The sequence below is a fragment of the Aeromicrobium senzhongii genome, assembly GCF_014334735.1.
GTDB lineage: Bacteria > Actinomycetota > Actinomycetes > Propionibacteriales > Nocardioidaceae > Aeromicrobium > Aeromicrobium senzhongii.
On the sequence record NZ_CP060587.1, the window covers coordinates 767,701 to 782,807 of the forward strand.

Below are 15,107 nucleotides of genomic sequence, written 5' to 3' on the forward strand. Positions count from 1 at the left end.
CCCTGGGCTGAACGGTGACCCCGTCCTGACAGGCTTCTGTCATGGGTCACGTCGACGTCGCACACCTGGAATACGTCCTGCCGGACGGGCGGTTGCTGCTCGGTGACGTGTCGTTCCGAGTGGGGGAGGGGTCCGTCGTGGCGCTGGTCGGCCCGAACGGGGCCGGCAAGTCGACGCTGCTCAGGCTGATCGACGGCTCCCTGTCGCCCGACTCGGGCACCGTGAACGTCTCCGGTGGTCTGGCCGTGATGCCGCAGTTCGTCGGAACGGTTCGCGACGGGTCGTCGGTGCGTGACCTGCTCGTGAGTGTGGCGCCCGACCGGATCCGCAACGCAGCGCGAGCGGTCGACGCCGCCGAGGCCGCGCTGGCCTCGAACGATGACGAGGCGACTCAGATGGCTTACGCCCAAGCACTCTCGGACTGGGCCGAGGCCGAGGGTTACGACTACGAGAACACCTGGGACATGTGCACGATCGCTGCGCTGGGTGCCTCGTACTACTCCGTCATGGACCGTGAGGCCGTGACGCTGTCGGGCGGTGAGCAGAAGCGGGTCGTGCTGGAGGCGTTGCTGCGCGGACCGGCCGAGGTGCTGCTGCTCGACGAGCCCGACAACTACCTCGACGTCCCCTCCAAGCGCTGGCTGGAGCAGCAGTTGCGCGAGACCCGCAAGACCGTGCTGCTGGTCTCGCACGATCGCGAGTTGCTGTCGGAGGCCGCTGACAAGATCCTCTCGGTCGAGCCGTCGCCGGCCGGAGCGGACGTGTGGGTGCACGGAGGCGGGTTCGCGTCCTTCCACGAGGCCCGCACACAGCGATTCGCGCGGTTCGAGGAGCTGCGCAAGCGCTGGGACGAGCAGCACGCGCGGTTGAAGAAGTTGGTGGTGACCCTGCAGCAGGCTGCCGCCGTCAGCCATGCGATGGCGTCGCGGTACTCCGCGGCGCAGACCCGGCTGAGGAAGTTCGAGGAGATCGGGCCGCCCCCTGAGCCACCGCGCGAGCAGGACATCACGATGCGCCTGAAGGGCGGTCGCACCGGCGTGCGGGCGATCACCATCGAACAGCTGGAGTTGACGGGCCTGATGGCGCCGTTCGACCTCGAGGTGTTCCAGGGCGAGCGGGTGGCCGTGCTCGGCTCGAACGGCTCCGGGAAGTCACACTTCCTGCGCCTGCTGGCGGGTCAGCCGGTCGACCACTCGGGCGCTTGGAAGCTCGGCGCGCGGGTCGTGCCGGGTCACTTCGCGCAGACTCACGCCTACCCCGAGCTCGACGGCCGCACGCTGCTGGACATCCTGTGGGCCGAACATGCACTGCAGCGCGGGCCGGCGATGTCGTCACTGCGACGCTACGAGCTCGAGCAGCAGGCCGAGACCACGTACGAACGGCTCTCGGGCGGGCAGAAGGCGCGGGTGCAGATCCTGCGCCTCGAGCTCGGCGGAGCGACGTCGCTGCTGCTCGACGAGCCCACCGACAACCTCGACCTGGAGTCGGCCGAGGCGCTGCAGGCCGCGCTCGAGTCGTACGAGGGCACCGTCCTGGCCGTGACCCACGACCGTTGGTTCGCCAAGACCTTCGACCGATTCCTGATCTTCGGGGCCGACGGCGTGGTGCGCGAGAGCTCGGAGCCCGTGTGGGACGAGGGACGCGTGCAGCGCGACCGCTGAGACACTGGACTGTCCGGAACCGCTGCCCACGCGCACCCTCACTCCCAGAGGACCACGTATGACCGAAACACTCGTCGCCACCGGACTTGCCGGTGGCCACGCGCACCGGACGCTCTTCGACGACCTCGACCTGACGGTCGCGCCCGGCGACGTCGTCGGCGTGGTGGGTGTCAACGGGGCCGGGAAGTCGACCTTGTTGCGCATCCTGGCCGCAGAGCTGAGCCGCAGGCCGGCACGCGAGGGTTGATGTCCTGAGCATCGAAGATCGCGGAAACTGGGCAGTGGTGGCGCGGTTTTCAGCTGACCCCGGAATGTGCCGCGCTGGACGCCAGCGATGCCGTCGTCCGCACCGTCGGTGGTGGTGCCGTGGCGGGCCTGCGGTCCGCAAACAGTCCGCAAGAAGTTCGTTTCCTGTCGACTTTCACACCTTGTTCCCAACGGTGTTCGATGGTCGTTCCTGACTGGTATTTCAGCCTTTTTAGCCGGTGGCCAATCACGTCAAGCACGTGTCGAAAACCTGGATCTTTGTTCCGCTTCAACGTCTGACTCGGCGCGATGCGCTGGTCAGGGGGTCTCCAGTCCGCAATAGTCCGCAACAATTTCAGTCACACCTGCCTTCCAGTGCCCGCTCAGGAGTTTCCTGATTGCCTGCACGGCGTGGTTTTCTCTAGATACGCTCGGCCATATCTTGAGGGGGAAGAATGGCGGATGGTCTGGAACCTGGCTGGTACCCCAGAACTGATGGCAGTCGAAGGTACTGGGATGGCTCGGCTTGGCTTGATATCCCCGAGCCGGTTTCAGGTCCGTCGCAAACTCCACGGCGGAGATTGGCGTCAAGGAGGCAGCGGATCGTAGTCGCCGCTGCCGCGGTGGGCCTGCTCGTCGCCGTTGGTGGATCCGTCGCAGCCGTAGCGGCTTATAACAACAACGCCGAGAACGAGCGTCAGGCAGCCGCCGCCGAGACGAAACGTCAAAAGCGGGAGGCCGATGAGAAGAAATCGGCCGCAGAGGCAGCTGCTGCCGCGACGGAGCGGGAGGCCCGCGCGAAACTCGTGACCGAGATTCAGGAAAGCGTCAAGAAGATGGCGGTGGGACACGCCAAGGACGGGTTGTTAGCCGACGCCCCACTTAAGAACGTTGATACGAATTGCGAACCAGTGGACGGGAGCTTCGACGACTTGCTCTCGCCAACGACCACGTTTAAGTGCTTTGTGCCAACGAAGAAGGCCGATGGCGGTATGTACGAGGGGTTCAATTACCACGCCACGGTGAACTGGGACTCAGGCGAGTACACCTATGGCATGGGCGAGCCGTAAGGCGGAATGATTCGCGGCGGCGCGCCCCAGAGGCCAAGCTCAGAGGCCGCCCGCCAGCGATCCCCGGCCGCAGCGCCCGTGGCGTGCGACCTTATCGCTTGGGTCGTTGCGCGGTCGGCTCTTGGCGGTCCGCGGTTCCCGTGGTGATCATGGAGGATGACGCGATTCGTCGACACGGATGAGTTCGAGGGCGCCACGTTCGTCGCGGCGAGTTTCAAGGGCGCCACGCTGCGCTTCTGCGACGTCAGCGAGGTGACGATCCGCGGCGCCCAGCTCGACGGGCTCGACATCGACGGTCACGACCTGTCCTTCGGTCGGCTCATCGTCAACGGCGTCGACGTCGTGCCGCTGGTGGAGGCCGAGCTCAACCGCAGGTTCCCCGGGCGTGAGCTGCAGAACGCTCGAACACCCGAAGGCCTGCGCGACGGGTGGGTCGCGGTGCAGGCGGCCTGGCAGCAGACGCTCGACGACACGCCTCCCGAGCTCATCGAGGCCCACGTCGAGGACGAGTGGTCGCTGGCCCAGACGTTGCGCCACCTGGTCCTGGCGACCGATGCCTGGCTGCGCGGCGCGATCCTGCGGATCTCCGAGCCGTTCCACGAGAACGGCCTGGCCTTCACCGGCGCCGAGCAGATGGGATTCGACGTCTCGATCTTCCGTGCCGAGGTGCCGTTCGACGAGGTCCTCGCCGTGCGCGCGGAGCGTCAGCAGATGGTCACCGACTTCCTCGCCACGGTGACGTCGGAGCAGCTCGACGAGGAGCGGAACGACCCGTGGGGAGGCGGCTGGCACCCCACCGTGGGGGACTGCATCCGCGTGATCCTCGAAGAGGAGTGGGCGCACCTGCGGTACGTCCGGCGCGACCTGGCTGCGCTGGGTTGAGGTGCTCATGTCCACGAGCATCAGGTTCTCCGACGGTGATATCATGTGCGATATCAGTCGGAGGAGGTGCTCGCCATGGCGTCCATCATTGTCAGAGGGCTCGATGATTCGGTGAAGCAGCGGCTCGCCGCGCAGGCCGAGGAGCACGGCCGGTCGATGGAGGCCGAGGTGCGTGACATCCTCACGCGGGCGGCGTCGCGGCCCCATGTCGGGCTCGCGCTCCTGGAGGCCGCTCGTGCCGTCGGGGGCGTGGAGGATCTTGCGATTCCTGAGCGCTCCGACGCGGCTCGCGGGGTGGACTTCGGGTGATCGTGCTCGACACGAACGTCATCTCGGAGATCTTCCGTCCACAACCTGAGCCGCGCGTGCTCGCGTGGCTCGAGTCGCTCACCGATGACGTCGCCATCACCTCGATCACGCTTGCGGAGCTACTCGCCGAAGTTCGCGGGCTCCCGGAGGGGCGACGCAAGACGGATCTCTCGGCGGCGATCCATGCCGCGATCCAGCCGTACCGGGACACGCGTTCGCTGCTGGCCTTCGACGCGGATGCTGCTGATGAGTACGCCGAGGTGTTCGTGTTGCGCGAGCGCGCCGGGCTGCCGATCAGCATGGCCGATGCCCAGATTGCCGCGATCTGCCGCGCGAATCGGGCGGTGTGCGCCACCCGGAACGTGAAGGACTTCGACGCCACCGGCGTGGAGGTCGTCAACCCTTGGGGTGGGTGAAGACTCGGCCCGAGGGTCCGTGGTGATGCCGCGCTGGCGCGGGACGAACTGTGGGAGATCGCGACCACCCAGCATGGTTTCGTGATCGGGCAGGGCTACCTGAAGACGGGGTGACGGCTACCTCGTTGGTCGAGTGCTTCGAGGCTCCTTGTCGTGCCGCTCTCGCCAGGCCTGCTGCTTGGCTCGGTTGCCGCACAACTGCATGGAGCACCACTTGCCGGTACGGGCTCGGGAGTGGTCGTAGAAGGCCCAGCGGCAGGCGTCGTTCTTGCAGACCTTGAGGCGCCCCCAGGTGCCGTCGCCAGCGGCTTGAACGACAATCGCGAGAAGGGCGCCGAGTGCTTCGTCGATCCCGTTCGCCCGAGGACGCGCGGTCCACGTCGCGTCCGGGGTGAGCGCGAGACCGAGACCGGCCCGCTCAGCGGCGGCGTTGATCGTCATGACTGCCTCAGGCGGCACCGATGCGTCCGAGTCGTTGGCCGTCAGGGCCTCTCTGAGCGCCTCGCGCAGATCGACGGCATGCCTCAGGTCGCGTTCGTCGGCGTCGATGGCTGTCCGACTGAGCGAGGCCCCGCGTAGCCAACGAGCCAACGCTTCCGGTGTGGACAGCTGCTCGGTCCCCGACTCCAGGTCGCAGGTGTTGACGAACTGACGCACCACCTCGAGGGGGGCGGGTGCTGCTGGACCCGATGCCGATGCCGTCACAGCGTCAGTTTAACCATTGCCGATCGAATCATGGTTACGCTAACCTCTGTCTGTATGACACCAGTTACGTCATCGTCCACGGCTTGGTCCGTTCCGAACTTCCGGCGGCTGTGGACGGCGTCTGCGGCCTCCTCCCTTGGTTCTGAGGTCGCCGAGATCGCCGTGCCCATGCTGGTGATCCTCACGTTGTCGGCGAGCGCGACTGAGGTCGGCTGGCTGCGCGCGGCGCAGTTCTTGCCGTTCCTGCTGGTGACGCTTCCCCTCGGTGTCCTCGTCGACCGGTGGCGGGGCCGGCGTTTGTCGTTGCTGGTCGGCGCCGACACGGGGCGTTTCGTGCTCTTCGCAGCTCTCCCGCTCCTGGTCTGGGCTGGAGTGTCCAACGTCGCCCTGTTCTACCCGCTCGTCTTCGCCATCGGGACCCTCACGGTGCTGTACCAGGTCGCCGACTTCGCTTTCCTGCCCAGCGTGGTCGGGGCTCATCAGTTGGTCGATGCGAACGGCAAGATCGCTGCGACGTCATCCGCGAGCGAGATCGCCGGCCGAGGTCTGGGCGGGTTGCTCGTGCAGGCCGTCACCGCACCCGCCGCCATCGCACTCACCGCCGTCACCTTCGGTCTCTCGGCCCTCAGCCTGCGACGCATCAAGGTTGGCCAACTCGACTCGCCGCCAGAGGAGTCGCTGGAGGAACCACGGCGACCGGCACGACAGGAGATCCTCGAGGGCCTGCGGCACGCCTTCACCAACCGCTACATCAGGGCCCTGCTCGGTGAGGCAGCCACCTTCAACCTGTTCAACGAGCTGTTCATCATCGGACTGCTGCTGTGGACACTTCGCGACCTCGACCTCGGTGCCTTCGCGACCGGTCTGATCTTCACCGCCGGCGGGTTGGGATCGTTCCTCGGCGCATGGTTCGGCGCCCGTGCGACCGAGCGCTTCGGTTACGGCCGAGTCCTGCTCCTGACCATGGCGGTCGGGAACACCGCACCCCTGGCGGCGGCCCTGGCGGACCGGGCCGCAGTGGGCCCGGTGGCCGTCCTGTGCGCATTGTTCACCCTGGTCGGTCTCGGCTCAGGCATCGCAAACGTGCACGCGGTCAGCCTTCGCCAGACCACCCTTCCCGAGGAGTTGCGCGGCCGAGTCAATGCTGCCTACCGACTGATCTCCTGGGGGGCGATTCCGGTAGGCGCAGCCGTCGGAGGACTGGCCGCCGCGCGTATCGGGGGCCAGGGCACCATGCTGATCGGCGCCGCGGGGATGGCGGTCGCGACGCTGTGGGTCGCGATCTCGCCGGTGCCGCGGTTGCGCCGGATCGAGGAGGCACATCCACCGTCGTCGCGGAGCGGCTCCTGAGCGAGCAACGCGCGGCCAGCCACGATCCCGACCCGAGCGTTTTCGTGCCCAGACTGCCGGCGCCGAGTCACGGGCCGACGCCGACCACGGGCGCCTGGGCCGACGAGAGTTCCGCCTCCGCCCGCTCGACGACGACACGCCGGACGACGGCGGCGATCGCGGTGCCGATCACCTCGGGTGGGCTGTCGCTCGTCCACTCGAGATGGGCCGTGATCCACGCCACCAGGCGGTCTCGTAGATGGTCGACCGCGCCCTTGCCCCGGGCGGTCAGGGTCAGGTTGTCGAGGTCGCCCTCGGCGTAACCGGCGGCGATGAGCTGGTGGAAGTGCGGCTCGAGCACCGCGGTCGGCAGGTCTCGGGACCGCGCGATCTGACCGACGTCGGCGCGGTGACCGGCGGCGGTGAGACCGTAGACCTGGACGATCGCCCAGAGCCCGGCTGCGTCGAGGTCCTCCTCGCTGGACTGCAGGAGGTCCAGCACCCGGTCGCGGTGCCGGCCATAGAGCAGGTTCGTGATCCGGCGAGACAGTACTTCCTCGTTGGCCGGCGAGTGTGGGGCGCCGAATCCGTCGCCGAGGTCCTGGGCGGCGTCGGCCACGTTGTCGGCGAGCTTGACCTGCGGCAGCACGAGCGCCAGGGCGAAAGCGACCAACGCGACCGGGGCCGCCCAGAGGAACACCTGGGTCAGCGCCCCGGAGTAGGCGTCGACGATCGGCGCGATCACCCGTTCGGGGAGTGCATGCAGCGCTTCTGGAGTCGCGCGGTCGGCGGCTGTGACGCTGGGTGCCTTGGCGATGGCGTCGGGCAGTCGGCTCTGGAGGAAGTTGCCGTAGAGGGTCCCGAAGATGGCCGCACCGAAGGCGCTGCCCATGGTGCGGAAGAAGGTGACGCCGGAGGTGGCGACTCCGAGGTCGCTGTACTGGGCCGAGCCCTGCACGATGATCGTGAGCACCTGCATGCTCATGCCGATGCCGAGGCCCAGGACGAACAGGTACAGCGAGGAGACAGCGAGCGGGGTCGACGGATCCATCCGCGAGAGCAGGAAGAGACCGAGAGCCATCACCAGGCTGCCGACGACCGGGTAGATCTTGTAGCGACCGGTCTTGCTGACGAGGTTGCCGGCAGTGACCGAGGTGATCAGCAGCCCGATCACCAGCGGCAGCATGCGGAACCCGGACTCGGTCGCGGAGATGCCCTCGACGTACTGGAAGAACGTCGGCAGGAACGTCATCGCGCCGAGCATCGTGAAACCGACGACGAAGCTCAGCGCGCAGCAGACGCTGAAGACCCGGGCGGTGAACAGGCGCGGCGGCAGGATCGGATCTGCCGCACGCTGCTCGATGAGGACGAAGATGCCGAGGACCGCGACGCCGCCGACGAGGAGGCCGATGATCTGCCACGAGCCCCACGCGTACGTCGTGCCACCGAAGCTGGTCGCCAGGATCAGCATCGAGGCGCCCACCGCGACCGTGGCCATGCCGAGGTAGTCGATGCGCGGCTTGGCTCCGCGGGGCACCCGGGGGATGGTCCAGTGTGCGGCGGCGATCACGATCGCGGCCAGTGGGACGTTGACGTAGAAGCACCAACGCCAGCTGGCATTGTCGGTCAGCAGGCCGCCGACCAGCGGACCGATCACGGTGGCGAGCCCGAAGACGGCGCCGAGCGCGCCCTGGAACTTCCCGCGCTCGCGAAGCGGGATGATGTCGGCGATGAGGGCGGTGGCCGTGACGGTGAGACCGCCGGCGCCGATCCCCTGCAGGGCCCGGGAGCCGATCAGCCAGAGCATGCCGTCGGCCAGGCCGCACAGCGCCGAGCCCACGATGAAGACGATGACGCTGAGCTGGAAGAGGAGCTTGCGGCCGAACTGGTCACCGAGCTTTCCGGCGAGCACGGTGACCGTGGTCTGGGCGAGCAGGTAGGACGTGACCACCCAGGACACGTGCGTGCCGCCGCCGAGGTCGCCGACGATGGTCGGCAACGCTGTGGACACGATCGTCGAGTCGAGCGCGGCGAGCAGCATGCCCATGCCGATCGTCGCGAAGGCCGCGTTCCGCCGCCAGCCCGTGAGTGCCCGTGTCGCAACGGGCGTGGGCGCCGGTGTGGCGGCGGTGGTGGTGGCGGACAAAGGCCCTCCTCTGAGGGGGGACATCATCAGTATCAACACGCCCAGTGCGTTGCGCAACGCGCGTGGGACCGGGCCGTGCCGACTGAGCGACGAGGAACGCTCAGGCGATCAGAGCCGCCAGCATGACCAAGGGCAGCGACACGACGGACGCGACCGACGTGACCAGGGTCAGGGTCTTCAAGGTGCCCTTGGTCGAGAGGCCGAGCAGCGACTTGAACATCCAGAAGAAGTTGCTGTTGACCTGGAGCGCGAACATGGCCCCCGAGGCGATCGCCAGACCGATCACGATCGGCGAGACCGCCAGTGAATCCAGGATCGGCGCGATGATGCCGGCAGCGGTGATCGCCGCGACCGACACCGAGCCGATCGCCAGGTGCAGCACCGCCGCGATGAACCACGCGAGCAGGATGCTCAGGATCACCGGTGCGCCCTCGTCGGCCTGGAACAGGTCGCCCAGCACGGAATCGAGCCCGGTCGCCTCGATCACGGCGCCGAGGGAACCGCCGACGCCGGTGATCAACAGGATCTCTCCGGTGGTGTGGAACCCGTCGGTCATCGCCTCGCTCGTACGCTCCGCGCCGGCCGACATCCGGGTGAGGACGTAAGCCCCGAGGAGTCCGAGGAAGAGCGCCAGGTTGGCATCGCCGAGGAAGGCGATGAACGTGGTGGACCATCCGCCGAGCTCAGCGAAGGCGCCGAAGGCGATCAGCACCAGCGGCACGAGGATCGGGAGCATCAGCACGAGCAGGGGCAGGCGGCGCACGCCCTCGTCCTTCTCGGTCTCGCGTGCCTGGTCTTCGGCGCGGGACATCGCCTCACCCGCCGACACCCGCTCGCCGGTGGCGGACGCGTCGGCGGCCTCCAGCTCGGCCATCGCCTCGTCCACCTCCTCGTCAGTCTCGGGGTCCCAGAAGCGGACGGCGCTGAACAGGATCCGCATCAGCGTCGTCGAGACGACCGCGGCGACGAGACCGATGACCAGTCCGTACAGGAGCCAGGCGCCGAGCTGGATGTCGAGGAGTCCGGCGATGGAGATCGCGGCGAGGCCGGGAATGACGAAGACGTAGCCGGCGAAGATGCCGCCCCCGAGCGCGGACGCCATGACGGGCAGGCCCGTCCGGCCGATGAACGGGGAGGCGCTGCGCGCCACAGGTGCCGCCAGGACCACCTGCACGTCGACGTAGATCGACGGCATCACCACCGCGAGGAGTGAGGTCAGAGCGTACGGCAACCGCCCGGCGCCGACGCTCTTCACGAGCAGGCCGACCAGTCTTCGGAAGGCCCCGCTGGAGTGCAGCAGCGCTCCGATCAGCACTCCGAAGCCGATGAGGAGCCCGACCTCGGCCATGATGCCGCCGAAGCCGACGGTGATGGCCTCGAGCGTTCCGGCGAATCCCACGCCGGCAGCAAGTCCGAGATAGAGCGAGCCGACGACCAGTGAGATCACCGGGTCGACACGCACCTTGATGATGAGCGCGATCACCAGGACGATCGCGATGACAGTGTGGACGGCAACCATGGATGACCCTCGTTCGTCAGCGACGTCCCCTGTCTATCCTGCTCGGATCGACTCCGCCATACCCGCTGCGTCGTGATGCCCGGATTCTGTAGGTATTGCGGCAGGTTTCTGCGGAGTTAGCCTGAAAAGGACAAGCAGCCTGGCCCGACCGGGCCGAGGCGCAGCGGACGAGCGAGGTCGGCGGCGACTGCAAGGCGGGGGAGTCGCGGCTTTGCCCACAGACAGGGGCCACGACGACATGTGCACGAGCATCAGGTTCTCCGACGGAAGCAACAATCTCTATCTCGCACGCAACCTCGACTGGTCGGTCGGCTACGGCGAGCGGGTGGTGGTGACGCCCACCGGCTACGAGACGAAGTCACCGTTCGGTGCGGTACCGAGCATCCAGCACCCGGTCATCGGCATGGGGATCGTCGAGGAGGACACGCCGCTGTACTTCGACTGCGGCAATGACGCGGGCCTGGCCGTGGCGGGCCTGAACTTCCCGGGCTACGCGGAATACGCCTCGGAGCCGATCGACGGCAAGACGAACGTCGCGGCCTACGAGTTCCCCCTCTGGGTGGCCTCGCAGTTCTCCAGCGTCGACGAGGTCGAGGCCGCGCTCGGTGACGTGGCGATCGTCGACCAGCCCATCAACGACAAGTTCCCGAGCTCGTTGCTGCACTGGATCATCGGTGACGCGTCGCGCGCCATCGTGGTGGAGTACACCAGCGAGGGCATGCACGTCTTCGAGGACGACGTCGACGTCCTGGCGAACCAGCCGGGCTTCGGGTGGCACCACGAGAACCTGCGCAACTACCTCAACGTGGGTCCGGAGTTCCTCGAGGACGTCGTCGTCCGACGCGCGCACCTCGCCGCGTTCGGCTCGGGCTCGCGCATGCGCGGCATCCCGGGTGACTACTACTCGCCGTCGCGGTTCGTGCGCGCCGCGTACGTCAACGCGCACTACCCGGAGAAGTCGAGCGAGGAGGAGAACGTCAGCCGCGCGTTCCACACGCTGCAGCAGGTCGCGATGGTGGACGGTGCTGCGGCCATGGGCTCGGGCGAGTTCGAGAAGACCATCTACACCGGACTCTTCTCGGGGCGGACCGGGACGTACTACTGGAACACCTACGACGACCCTGCGATCCAGAGTGTCGCGATGGCCGACCACGAGCCCGACGGGAGCAAGCTCACGGTCGTCTGACCAACGCCCCGTTCTTCGTCGGCACGAGCGTCCTCAGCGCCGTGATCCTGGTGGCGATGCGCTGACGGGGTCGGCGGTCAACGCTCGGGCGCCCACCCGCACAGGCCTCGGTCGAGCAGGTCGATGAGCCACTCGAAGCTCGCGTCGATCTCGGTCGACCACTGGAAGCCGTGTTCGGCCTGCAACGTGGCGAAGCCGTGGAACGCGCTGCGCAGCGCACGCAGCGCGTGGTCCAGGTCGCCGGGCGCGATCTCGTAGCCGTGCAGGATGCAGGTGAAGGAGTCCAGCAGCCGCGCCCCGGCGACGCCGATCGGGTCGTCGGGGCCGGTCGGTTCGACGCCGATGCTGGCGGCGTACCGCCCCGGGTGGGCCAGGACGTAGGCACGGAACGCCCGCCCCGCGGCGGCGAGCGCATCGCGGCCCGCGTAACCCTGCGTGGCCACGCCGACCGCGTCGGCCGCCTCGGCGAGCGAGAGCGCCGCGATCCGGCGGTTGAGGTCGTCCAGGCCGGCGACGTGCTTGTAGAGGGACGGCGTCCGGACGTCGAGCCGCTCGGCCAGTCGGGCCATGCTCAGTCCGGCGAGCCCGACCTCGTCAGCGAGCTCCGCGCCGGCCTCGGTGACCGCGTCCGGAGTCAGGCCGGCCCTAGGCACGCGCGGACTTCAGGAACGGCAGCATCAGCTCGACGAGCTCCGACGGGAACTGGACATGGGGGTAGTGGCCCGAGCCGGTGATCATCTCCAGTCGGCCGATGCCGGGCGGGAGCGCGGCCACGATGGCCTCACCCTCGGCCTGCGGCGAGGCCCAGTCGGGGTCGAGCGTGCCCTCCACGATGAGCACGGGCGACTGGACGTGGGGGAGCTGCGCCCCCGCGTCGGCCGGCGTGGTCTTGCCCATGCCCTGCAGCGCCTTCATCCGGCCCGGCTCGCGCAGCATCGCATCGATCTGGTCGAGGCGCTCGTGCCAGTCCGCGGGACGCGGACCGGGGTAGGCCACCTCCAGGTACTTGCGCCACTGACTCCTGCTGCCGAGGAAGGCGGTGCCGAGCAGGTGGAGCATCCCGCGGCGGAAGCGGGCCACCCGCAGGTCCTTCAGGGACATCTGCTGCTTGCGGGTGAACGGCGCCAGCTCCACCACGGCGCTGATCAACGTCGGCGCCTTCGCCGCGGCGATCGTGGCGGCGCCGCCGGAGATGGAGTGGCCCACCAGGACGGCGGGCCCGCCGAGGTGCTCGATGACGGCGATCAGGTCACCGGCGATGTCCGTGCGGCTGTAGGACGGCCACTCGGCGCTGGACTCCCCGGCTCCGCGCAGGTCGACGGCCGCCACCCGGTACCCCGCCTCCACGAGCGCCGGGGTGACGAAGCGGAAGGCCTCCCGGCTGTCCCCGATGCCGTGGGCCAGGACGACCAGGGGTCCCTCCCCGGTCACCTCGTAGGCGATGGTGCCGCCGTCGACGGTCAGGTGTTCGGACATGACGTCCTCCAGTTGGCTAATAGCATTAGCCAACACGCTACGACAGTTAGCCATGGTTGTCGAGGGGCAGTCATGAACTCGTTATCGTGGCCCGATGCACGTGATCGAACGAGGCACCGGAACACCGCTCGTCCTGCTGCACGGGTTCGGGGTGGACCACCGGCTCCTGCTGCCCCTGGACCCGGCGATCGAGGCCGCCGGTGCGTGGCGGCGGCTCTACCTCGACCTGCCCGGCCACGGTCAGAGCCCTGCGGGCGACGTCGCCGGCACGGAGGACGTCGTGGCCGCCGTCGAGGCCGAGATCCTCGACCGGGTGGGTGACGAGCCCTTCGCGATCCTCGGCAACTCGTTCGGCGCCCTGGTCGCGCGGCGGATCGCCCACGACCACCGAGACCGGGTGCTGGGACTGGCGACGATCGCCGGGGTGTTCGTCGCCGAGCACGACCGCCGGAGCGTGCCCGACCCGGTGGTGTTGGTGGAGGACCCCGCCGTGGTGGCGGGCCTCGGTGACGACGGTGAGGAGTACGCGGAGCTGGCCGTGGTGCAGACGCCCGAGAACGCGCGGGCGTTCCGTGAGCACGTCCGGCCGGGGACGGCCGCCGCCGACCAGGACGCGATGGAGCGGATCGCCGAGCGGTACGCGCTCGATGCCGTGCCCGAGGAGGCGTCGTCCGAGCCCTTCACCGCGCCGACCCTGATCCTGACCGCCCGGCAGGACCAGGTCGCCGGGTACACGGACGCGTGGGCCCGCGTCGAGCACTACCCCCGGGCCACGTTCGCCGTGCTCGACACCGCCGGGCACAACCTCCACCTCGATCAGCCCTCGCTCACCGGCGCGCTCGTGACGGAGTGGCTGGCGCGCGTGGTCCTCGCGCGGGACTGAACGCCCGGCGGGCCTGCCCGTCCGGGCAGGGTGCCGAAGCTGTTGCGGTACTCCTGGCCCGGCTTCGGGTGCGTGAAGCGCAGCGCGCTCCACGTCGTGTCGATCGACAGGCACGTGCTCTCGACCAACCCGGCGTCGTAGCCGATCGCGATGACCCGCGGCAGGGTCAGGTCCGAGCCGAGCCCGCGCCCCTTCGGCCAGGACAGCCAGAGCTTGCCCTGCGGCGCCAGGTGTGCGGCGAGACGTGGGAACTCCGCGCGCATCTGCTCCTGCGTCGTGACGAACAGGTGCAGGTAGTCGACCGGGCCGTCGAGGTGATCGACGACCTCGAGCTCCGGCAGGCCCATCGCCTCGGGGACGCCCGGCGGCGCGTCGACGAAGTGCGCCGTCCAGCCCGGCCGCAGGCCCATCTTCTCGGCGACGCTACGCGTGGCCATCGAGGAGCCCGGGATCGAGATCGAGATCGGCCACCTCGTGGTGCTCGGCGAAGGAGTCCTTCTCGACCAGCAGTTCGTCGTCGCCGGGGTAGAACATGGCGACCTCGGGCCGGTCCCCGGCGAAGAGGCGTACCGCGTCCATCGAGTCCCACAGCGAGATCGTCACGACCTCGACGAGGTTGCCGACCGGCCGATGCAACACGAACACCCCGCGGTTGCCGGGCGTGGAGCGGTACTCGCGCACGCCTGTGGCGCGCTGGTGCTCCAGGTAGGCCTCGGCGTCGTCGGGCCGGACGGCCCCGCGCCAGCGACGGACGATCATGTGCGTTCCCCCTCGGTGTGCCCACCCTCACGGTACGTCCGTCGGCGGCGCTCGGACAGGCTCGTTGGGCCGAAAGATCTGGGATCGCACCCGTGTCTGATCCGCCCGCGCCGTGGCATGCTCGCGCCATGAGGTCGCGTCACCTGAGTCGAGTCGTCGCCGCGTCGCCGCAGAGCGTCTATGAGTTCGCCGCGGACCCCGCCAACCTGCCGCTCTGGGCGGGGGGCCTCGCGCAGACGGAGGTGGAGGTCCGCGGCGACGCGCTGGTCGCGCAGTCGCCGATGGGCGAGGTCACGGTGCGGTTCGTGCCGCACAACGATCTCGGCGTCCTCGACCACGACGTCACGCTGCCGTCCGGCACCACGGTCACCAACCCGCTGCGCGTGCTGGCGCACCCCGACGGCGCCGAGGTGCTCTTCACGGTGCGCCAGATCGAGCTGACGGACGAGGAGTTCGAGCGCGACTGCCAGCTGGTGGAGCAGGACCTCGAGACGCTGCGGGGCCTGCTGGAGTAGCGCCC

At 68.7% G+C, this 15,107-nt stretch carries 17 protein-coding genes; 10 read left to right on the forward strand and 7 right to left on the reverse strand.

Annotation, left to right across the window (positions count from 1 at the left end):
- The first annotated feature begins 41 nt into the window (after positions 1-41).
- The 6 genes from H9L21_RS03830 to H9L21_RS03855 all read left to right on the forward strand — a co-directional run bounded on the left by H9L21_RS03830 (position 42) and on the right by H9L21_RS03855 (position 4,584).
- The gene (locus tag H9L21_RS03830; RefSeq protein ID WP_154595613.1) at positions 42-1,661 is read left to right on the forward strand and encodes an ABC-F family ATP-binding cassette domain-containing protein; all 1,620 of its coding nucleotides are present in this window, start codon (positions 42-44) and stop codon (positions 1,659-1,661) included.
- A gap of 58 nt (positions 1,662-1,719) precedes the next feature.
- Positions 1,720-1,908, forward strand: a complete 189-nt coding sequence (locus H9L21_RS03835; RefSeq protein WP_222865847.1) for an ATP-binding cassette domain-containing protein — start codon at positions 1,720-1,722, stop codon at positions 1,906-1,908.
- A 622-nt stretch (positions 1,909-2,530) separates the two neighbouring features.
- The gene (locus tag H9L21_RS03840; RefSeq protein ID WP_154595612.1) at positions 2,531-2,977 is read left to right on the forward strand and encodes a DUF2510 domain-containing protein; all 447 of its coding nucleotides are present in this window, start codon (positions 2,531-2,533) and stop codon (positions 2,975-2,977) included.
- Positions 2,978-3,133: 156 nt separating this feature from the next.
- The gene (locus tag H9L21_RS03845) at positions 3,134-3,859 is read left to right on the forward strand and encodes a DinB family protein (RefSeq protein ID WP_154595611.1); all 726 of its coding nucleotides are present in this window, start codon (positions 3,134-3,136) and stop codon (positions 3,857-3,859) included.
- Between the two features lie 75 nt (positions 3,860-3,934).
- Positions 3,935-4,168 (forward strand): FitA-like ribbon-helix-helix domain-containing protein, encoded by a 234-nt coding sequence (locus H9L21_RS03850; RefSeq protein ID WP_154595610.1) that lies wholly within the window; start codon positions 3,935-3,937, stop codon positions 4,166-4,168.
- The gene (locus H9L21_RS03855) at positions 4,165-4,584 is read left to right on the forward strand and encodes a type II toxin-antitoxin system VapC family toxin (protein WP_187411771.1); all 420 of its coding nucleotides are present in this window, start codon (positions 4,165-4,167) and stop codon (positions 4,582-4,584) included. The genes H9L21_RS03850 and H9L21_RS03855 overlap by 4 nt, the downstream gene beginning before the upstream one ends.
- Positions 4,585-4,701: 117 nt before the next feature.
- Here the strand turns inward: H9L21_RS03855 and H9L21_RS03860 are convergent, their stop codons facing one another.
- Complete coding sequence (locus H9L21_RS03860; protein WP_154595609.1) at positions 4,702-5,289, reverse strand: CGNR zinc finger domain-containing protein; 588 nt, start codon at positions 5,287-5,289, stop codon at positions 4,702-4,704.
- Positions 5,290-5,343: 54 nt separating this feature from the next.
- On the opposite strand from H9L21_RS03860, the gene H9L21_RS03865 reads away from it, so the two are divergent.
- Entirely contained in the window at positions 5,344-6,639 is a 1,296-nt protein-coding gene (locus tag H9L21_RS03865; protein ID WP_187411772.1) for an MFS transporter, read from the forward strand.
- 67 nt (positions 6,640-6,706) lie between these two features.
- Here the strand turns inward: H9L21_RS03865 and H9L21_RS03870 are convergent, their stop codons facing one another.
- Both H9L21_RS03870 and H9L21_RS03875 read right to left on the reverse strand, forming a co-directional pair.
- Positions 6,707-8,764, reverse strand: coding sequence for an MDR family MFS transporter (locus H9L21_RS03870; RefSeq protein ID WP_230081293.1), 2,058 nt, complete (start codon positions 8,762-8,764; stop codon positions 6,707-6,709).
- Positions 8,765-8,864: 100 nt separating this feature from the next.
- Entirely contained in the window at positions 8,865-10,283 is a 1,419-nt protein-coding gene (locus tag H9L21_RS03875) for a GntP family permease (RefSeq protein ID WP_154595606.1), read from the reverse strand.
- 238 nt (positions 10,284-10,521) lie between these two features.
- Between H9L21_RS03875 and bsh the strand changes: the two genes are divergently transcribed.
- Positions 10,522-11,469, forward strand: a complete 948-nt coding sequence (bsh, locus tag H9L21_RS03880; protein WP_154595605.1) for a choloylglycine hydrolase — start codon at positions 10,522-10,524, stop codon at positions 11,467-11,469.
- A 77-nt stretch (positions 11,470-11,546) separates the two neighbouring features.
- Here bsh and H9L21_RS03885 read toward each other — a convergent pair whose 3' ends face one another.
- Positions 11,547-12,122: a TetR/AcrR family transcriptional regulator gene (locus H9L21_RS03885; RefSeq protein WP_187411773.1), complete on the reverse strand. Its 576-nt coding sequence runs from the start codon at positions 12,120-12,122 to the stop codon at positions 11,547-11,549.
- Entirely contained in the window at positions 12,115-12,945 is an 831-nt protein-coding gene (locus H9L21_RS03890; RefSeq protein WP_154595604.1) for an alpha/beta fold hydrolase, read from the reverse strand. Before H9L21_RS03890 ends, H9L21_RS03885 begins: the two co-directional genes overlap by 8 nt.
- A gap of 94 nt (positions 12,946-13,039) precedes the next feature.
- Here H9L21_RS03890 and H9L21_RS03895 point away from each other — a divergent pair, with 94 nt between their 5' ends.
- The gene (locus H9L21_RS03895; RefSeq protein ID WP_154595603.1) at positions 13,040-13,828 is read left to right on the forward strand and encodes an alpha/beta fold hydrolase; all 789 of its coding nucleotides are present in this window, start codon (positions 13,040-13,042) and stop codon (positions 13,826-13,828) included.
- Here H9L21_RS03895 and H9L21_RS03900 read toward each other — a convergent pair.
- Together H9L21_RS03900 and H9L21_RS03905 are read right to left on the reverse strand one after the other, a co-directional pair.
- Positions 13,762-14,265 (reverse strand): hypothetical protein, encoded by a 504-nt coding sequence (locus H9L21_RS03900; RefSeq protein WP_222865848.1) that lies wholly within the window; start codon positions 14,263-14,265, stop codon positions 13,762-13,764. The two genes, H9L21_RS03895 and H9L21_RS03900, sit on opposite strands and share 67 nt — an antisense overlap.
- Positions 14,252-14,587 (reverse strand): antibiotic biosynthesis monooxygenase family protein, encoded by a 336-nt coding sequence (locus H9L21_RS03905; RefSeq protein WP_187411774.1) that lies wholly within the window; start codon positions 14,585-14,587, stop codon positions 14,252-14,254. The genes H9L21_RS03900 and H9L21_RS03905 overlap by 14 nt, the downstream gene beginning before the upstream one ends.
- Positions 14,588-14,715: 128 nt before the next feature.
- Between H9L21_RS03905 and H9L21_RS03910 the strand changes: the two genes are divergently transcribed.
- Complete coding sequence (locus H9L21_RS03910) at positions 14,716-15,102, forward strand: SRPBCC family protein (protein WP_187411775.1); 387 nt, start codon at positions 14,716-14,718, stop codon at positions 15,100-15,102.
- The last annotated feature ends 5 nt before the right edge of the window (positions 15,103-15,107 follow it).

Coding starts and splice junctions, on each gene's coding strand:
- H9L21_RS03835 (WP_222865847.1), top strand. CDS start 1,720: ATGACCGAAACACTCGTCGCCACCGGACTTGCCGGTGGCCACGCGCAC.
- H9L21_RS03830 (WP_154595613.1), top strand. CDS start 42: ATGGGTCACGTCGACGTCGCACACCTGGAATACGTCCTGCCGGACGGG.
- H9L21_RS03875 (WP_154595606.1), bottom strand. CDS start 10,283: ATGGTTGCCGTCCACACTGTCATCGCGATCGTCCTGGTGATCGCGCTC.
- H9L21_RS03850 (WP_154595610.1), top strand. CDS start 3,935: ATGGCGTCCATCATTGTCAGAGGGCTCGATGATTCGGTGAAGCAGCGG.
- H9L21_RS03865 (WP_187411772.1), top strand. CDS start 5,344: ATGACACCAGTTACGTCATCGTCCACGGCTTGGTCCGTTCCGAACTTC.
- H9L21_RS03910 (WP_187411775.1), top strand. CDS start 14,716: ATGAGGTCGCGTCACCTGAGTCGAGTCGTCGCCGCGTCGCCGCAGAGC.
- H9L21_RS03890 (WP_154595604.1), bottom strand. CDS start 12,945: ATGTCCGAACACCTGACCGTCGACGGCGGCACCATCGCCTACGAGGTG.
- H9L21_RS03895 (WP_154595603.1), top strand. CDS start 13,040: ATGCACGTGATCGAACGAGGCACCGGAACACCGCTCGTCCTGCTGCAC.
- H9L21_RS03845 (WP_154595611.1), top strand. CDS start 3,134: ATGACGCGATTCGTCGACACGGATGAGTTCGAGGGCGCCACGTTCGTC.
- bsh (WP_154595605.1), top strand. CDS start 10,522: ATGTGCACGAGCATCAGGTTCTCCGACGGAAGCAACAATCTCTATCTC.
- H9L21_RS03900 (WP_222865848.1), bottom strand. CDS start 14,265: ATGGCCACGCGTAGCGTCGCCGAGAAGATGGGCCTGCGGCCGGGCTGG.
- H9L21_RS03905 (WP_187411774.1), bottom strand. CDS start 14,587: ATGATCGTCCGTCGCTGGCGCGGGGCCGTCCGGCCCGACGACGCCGAG.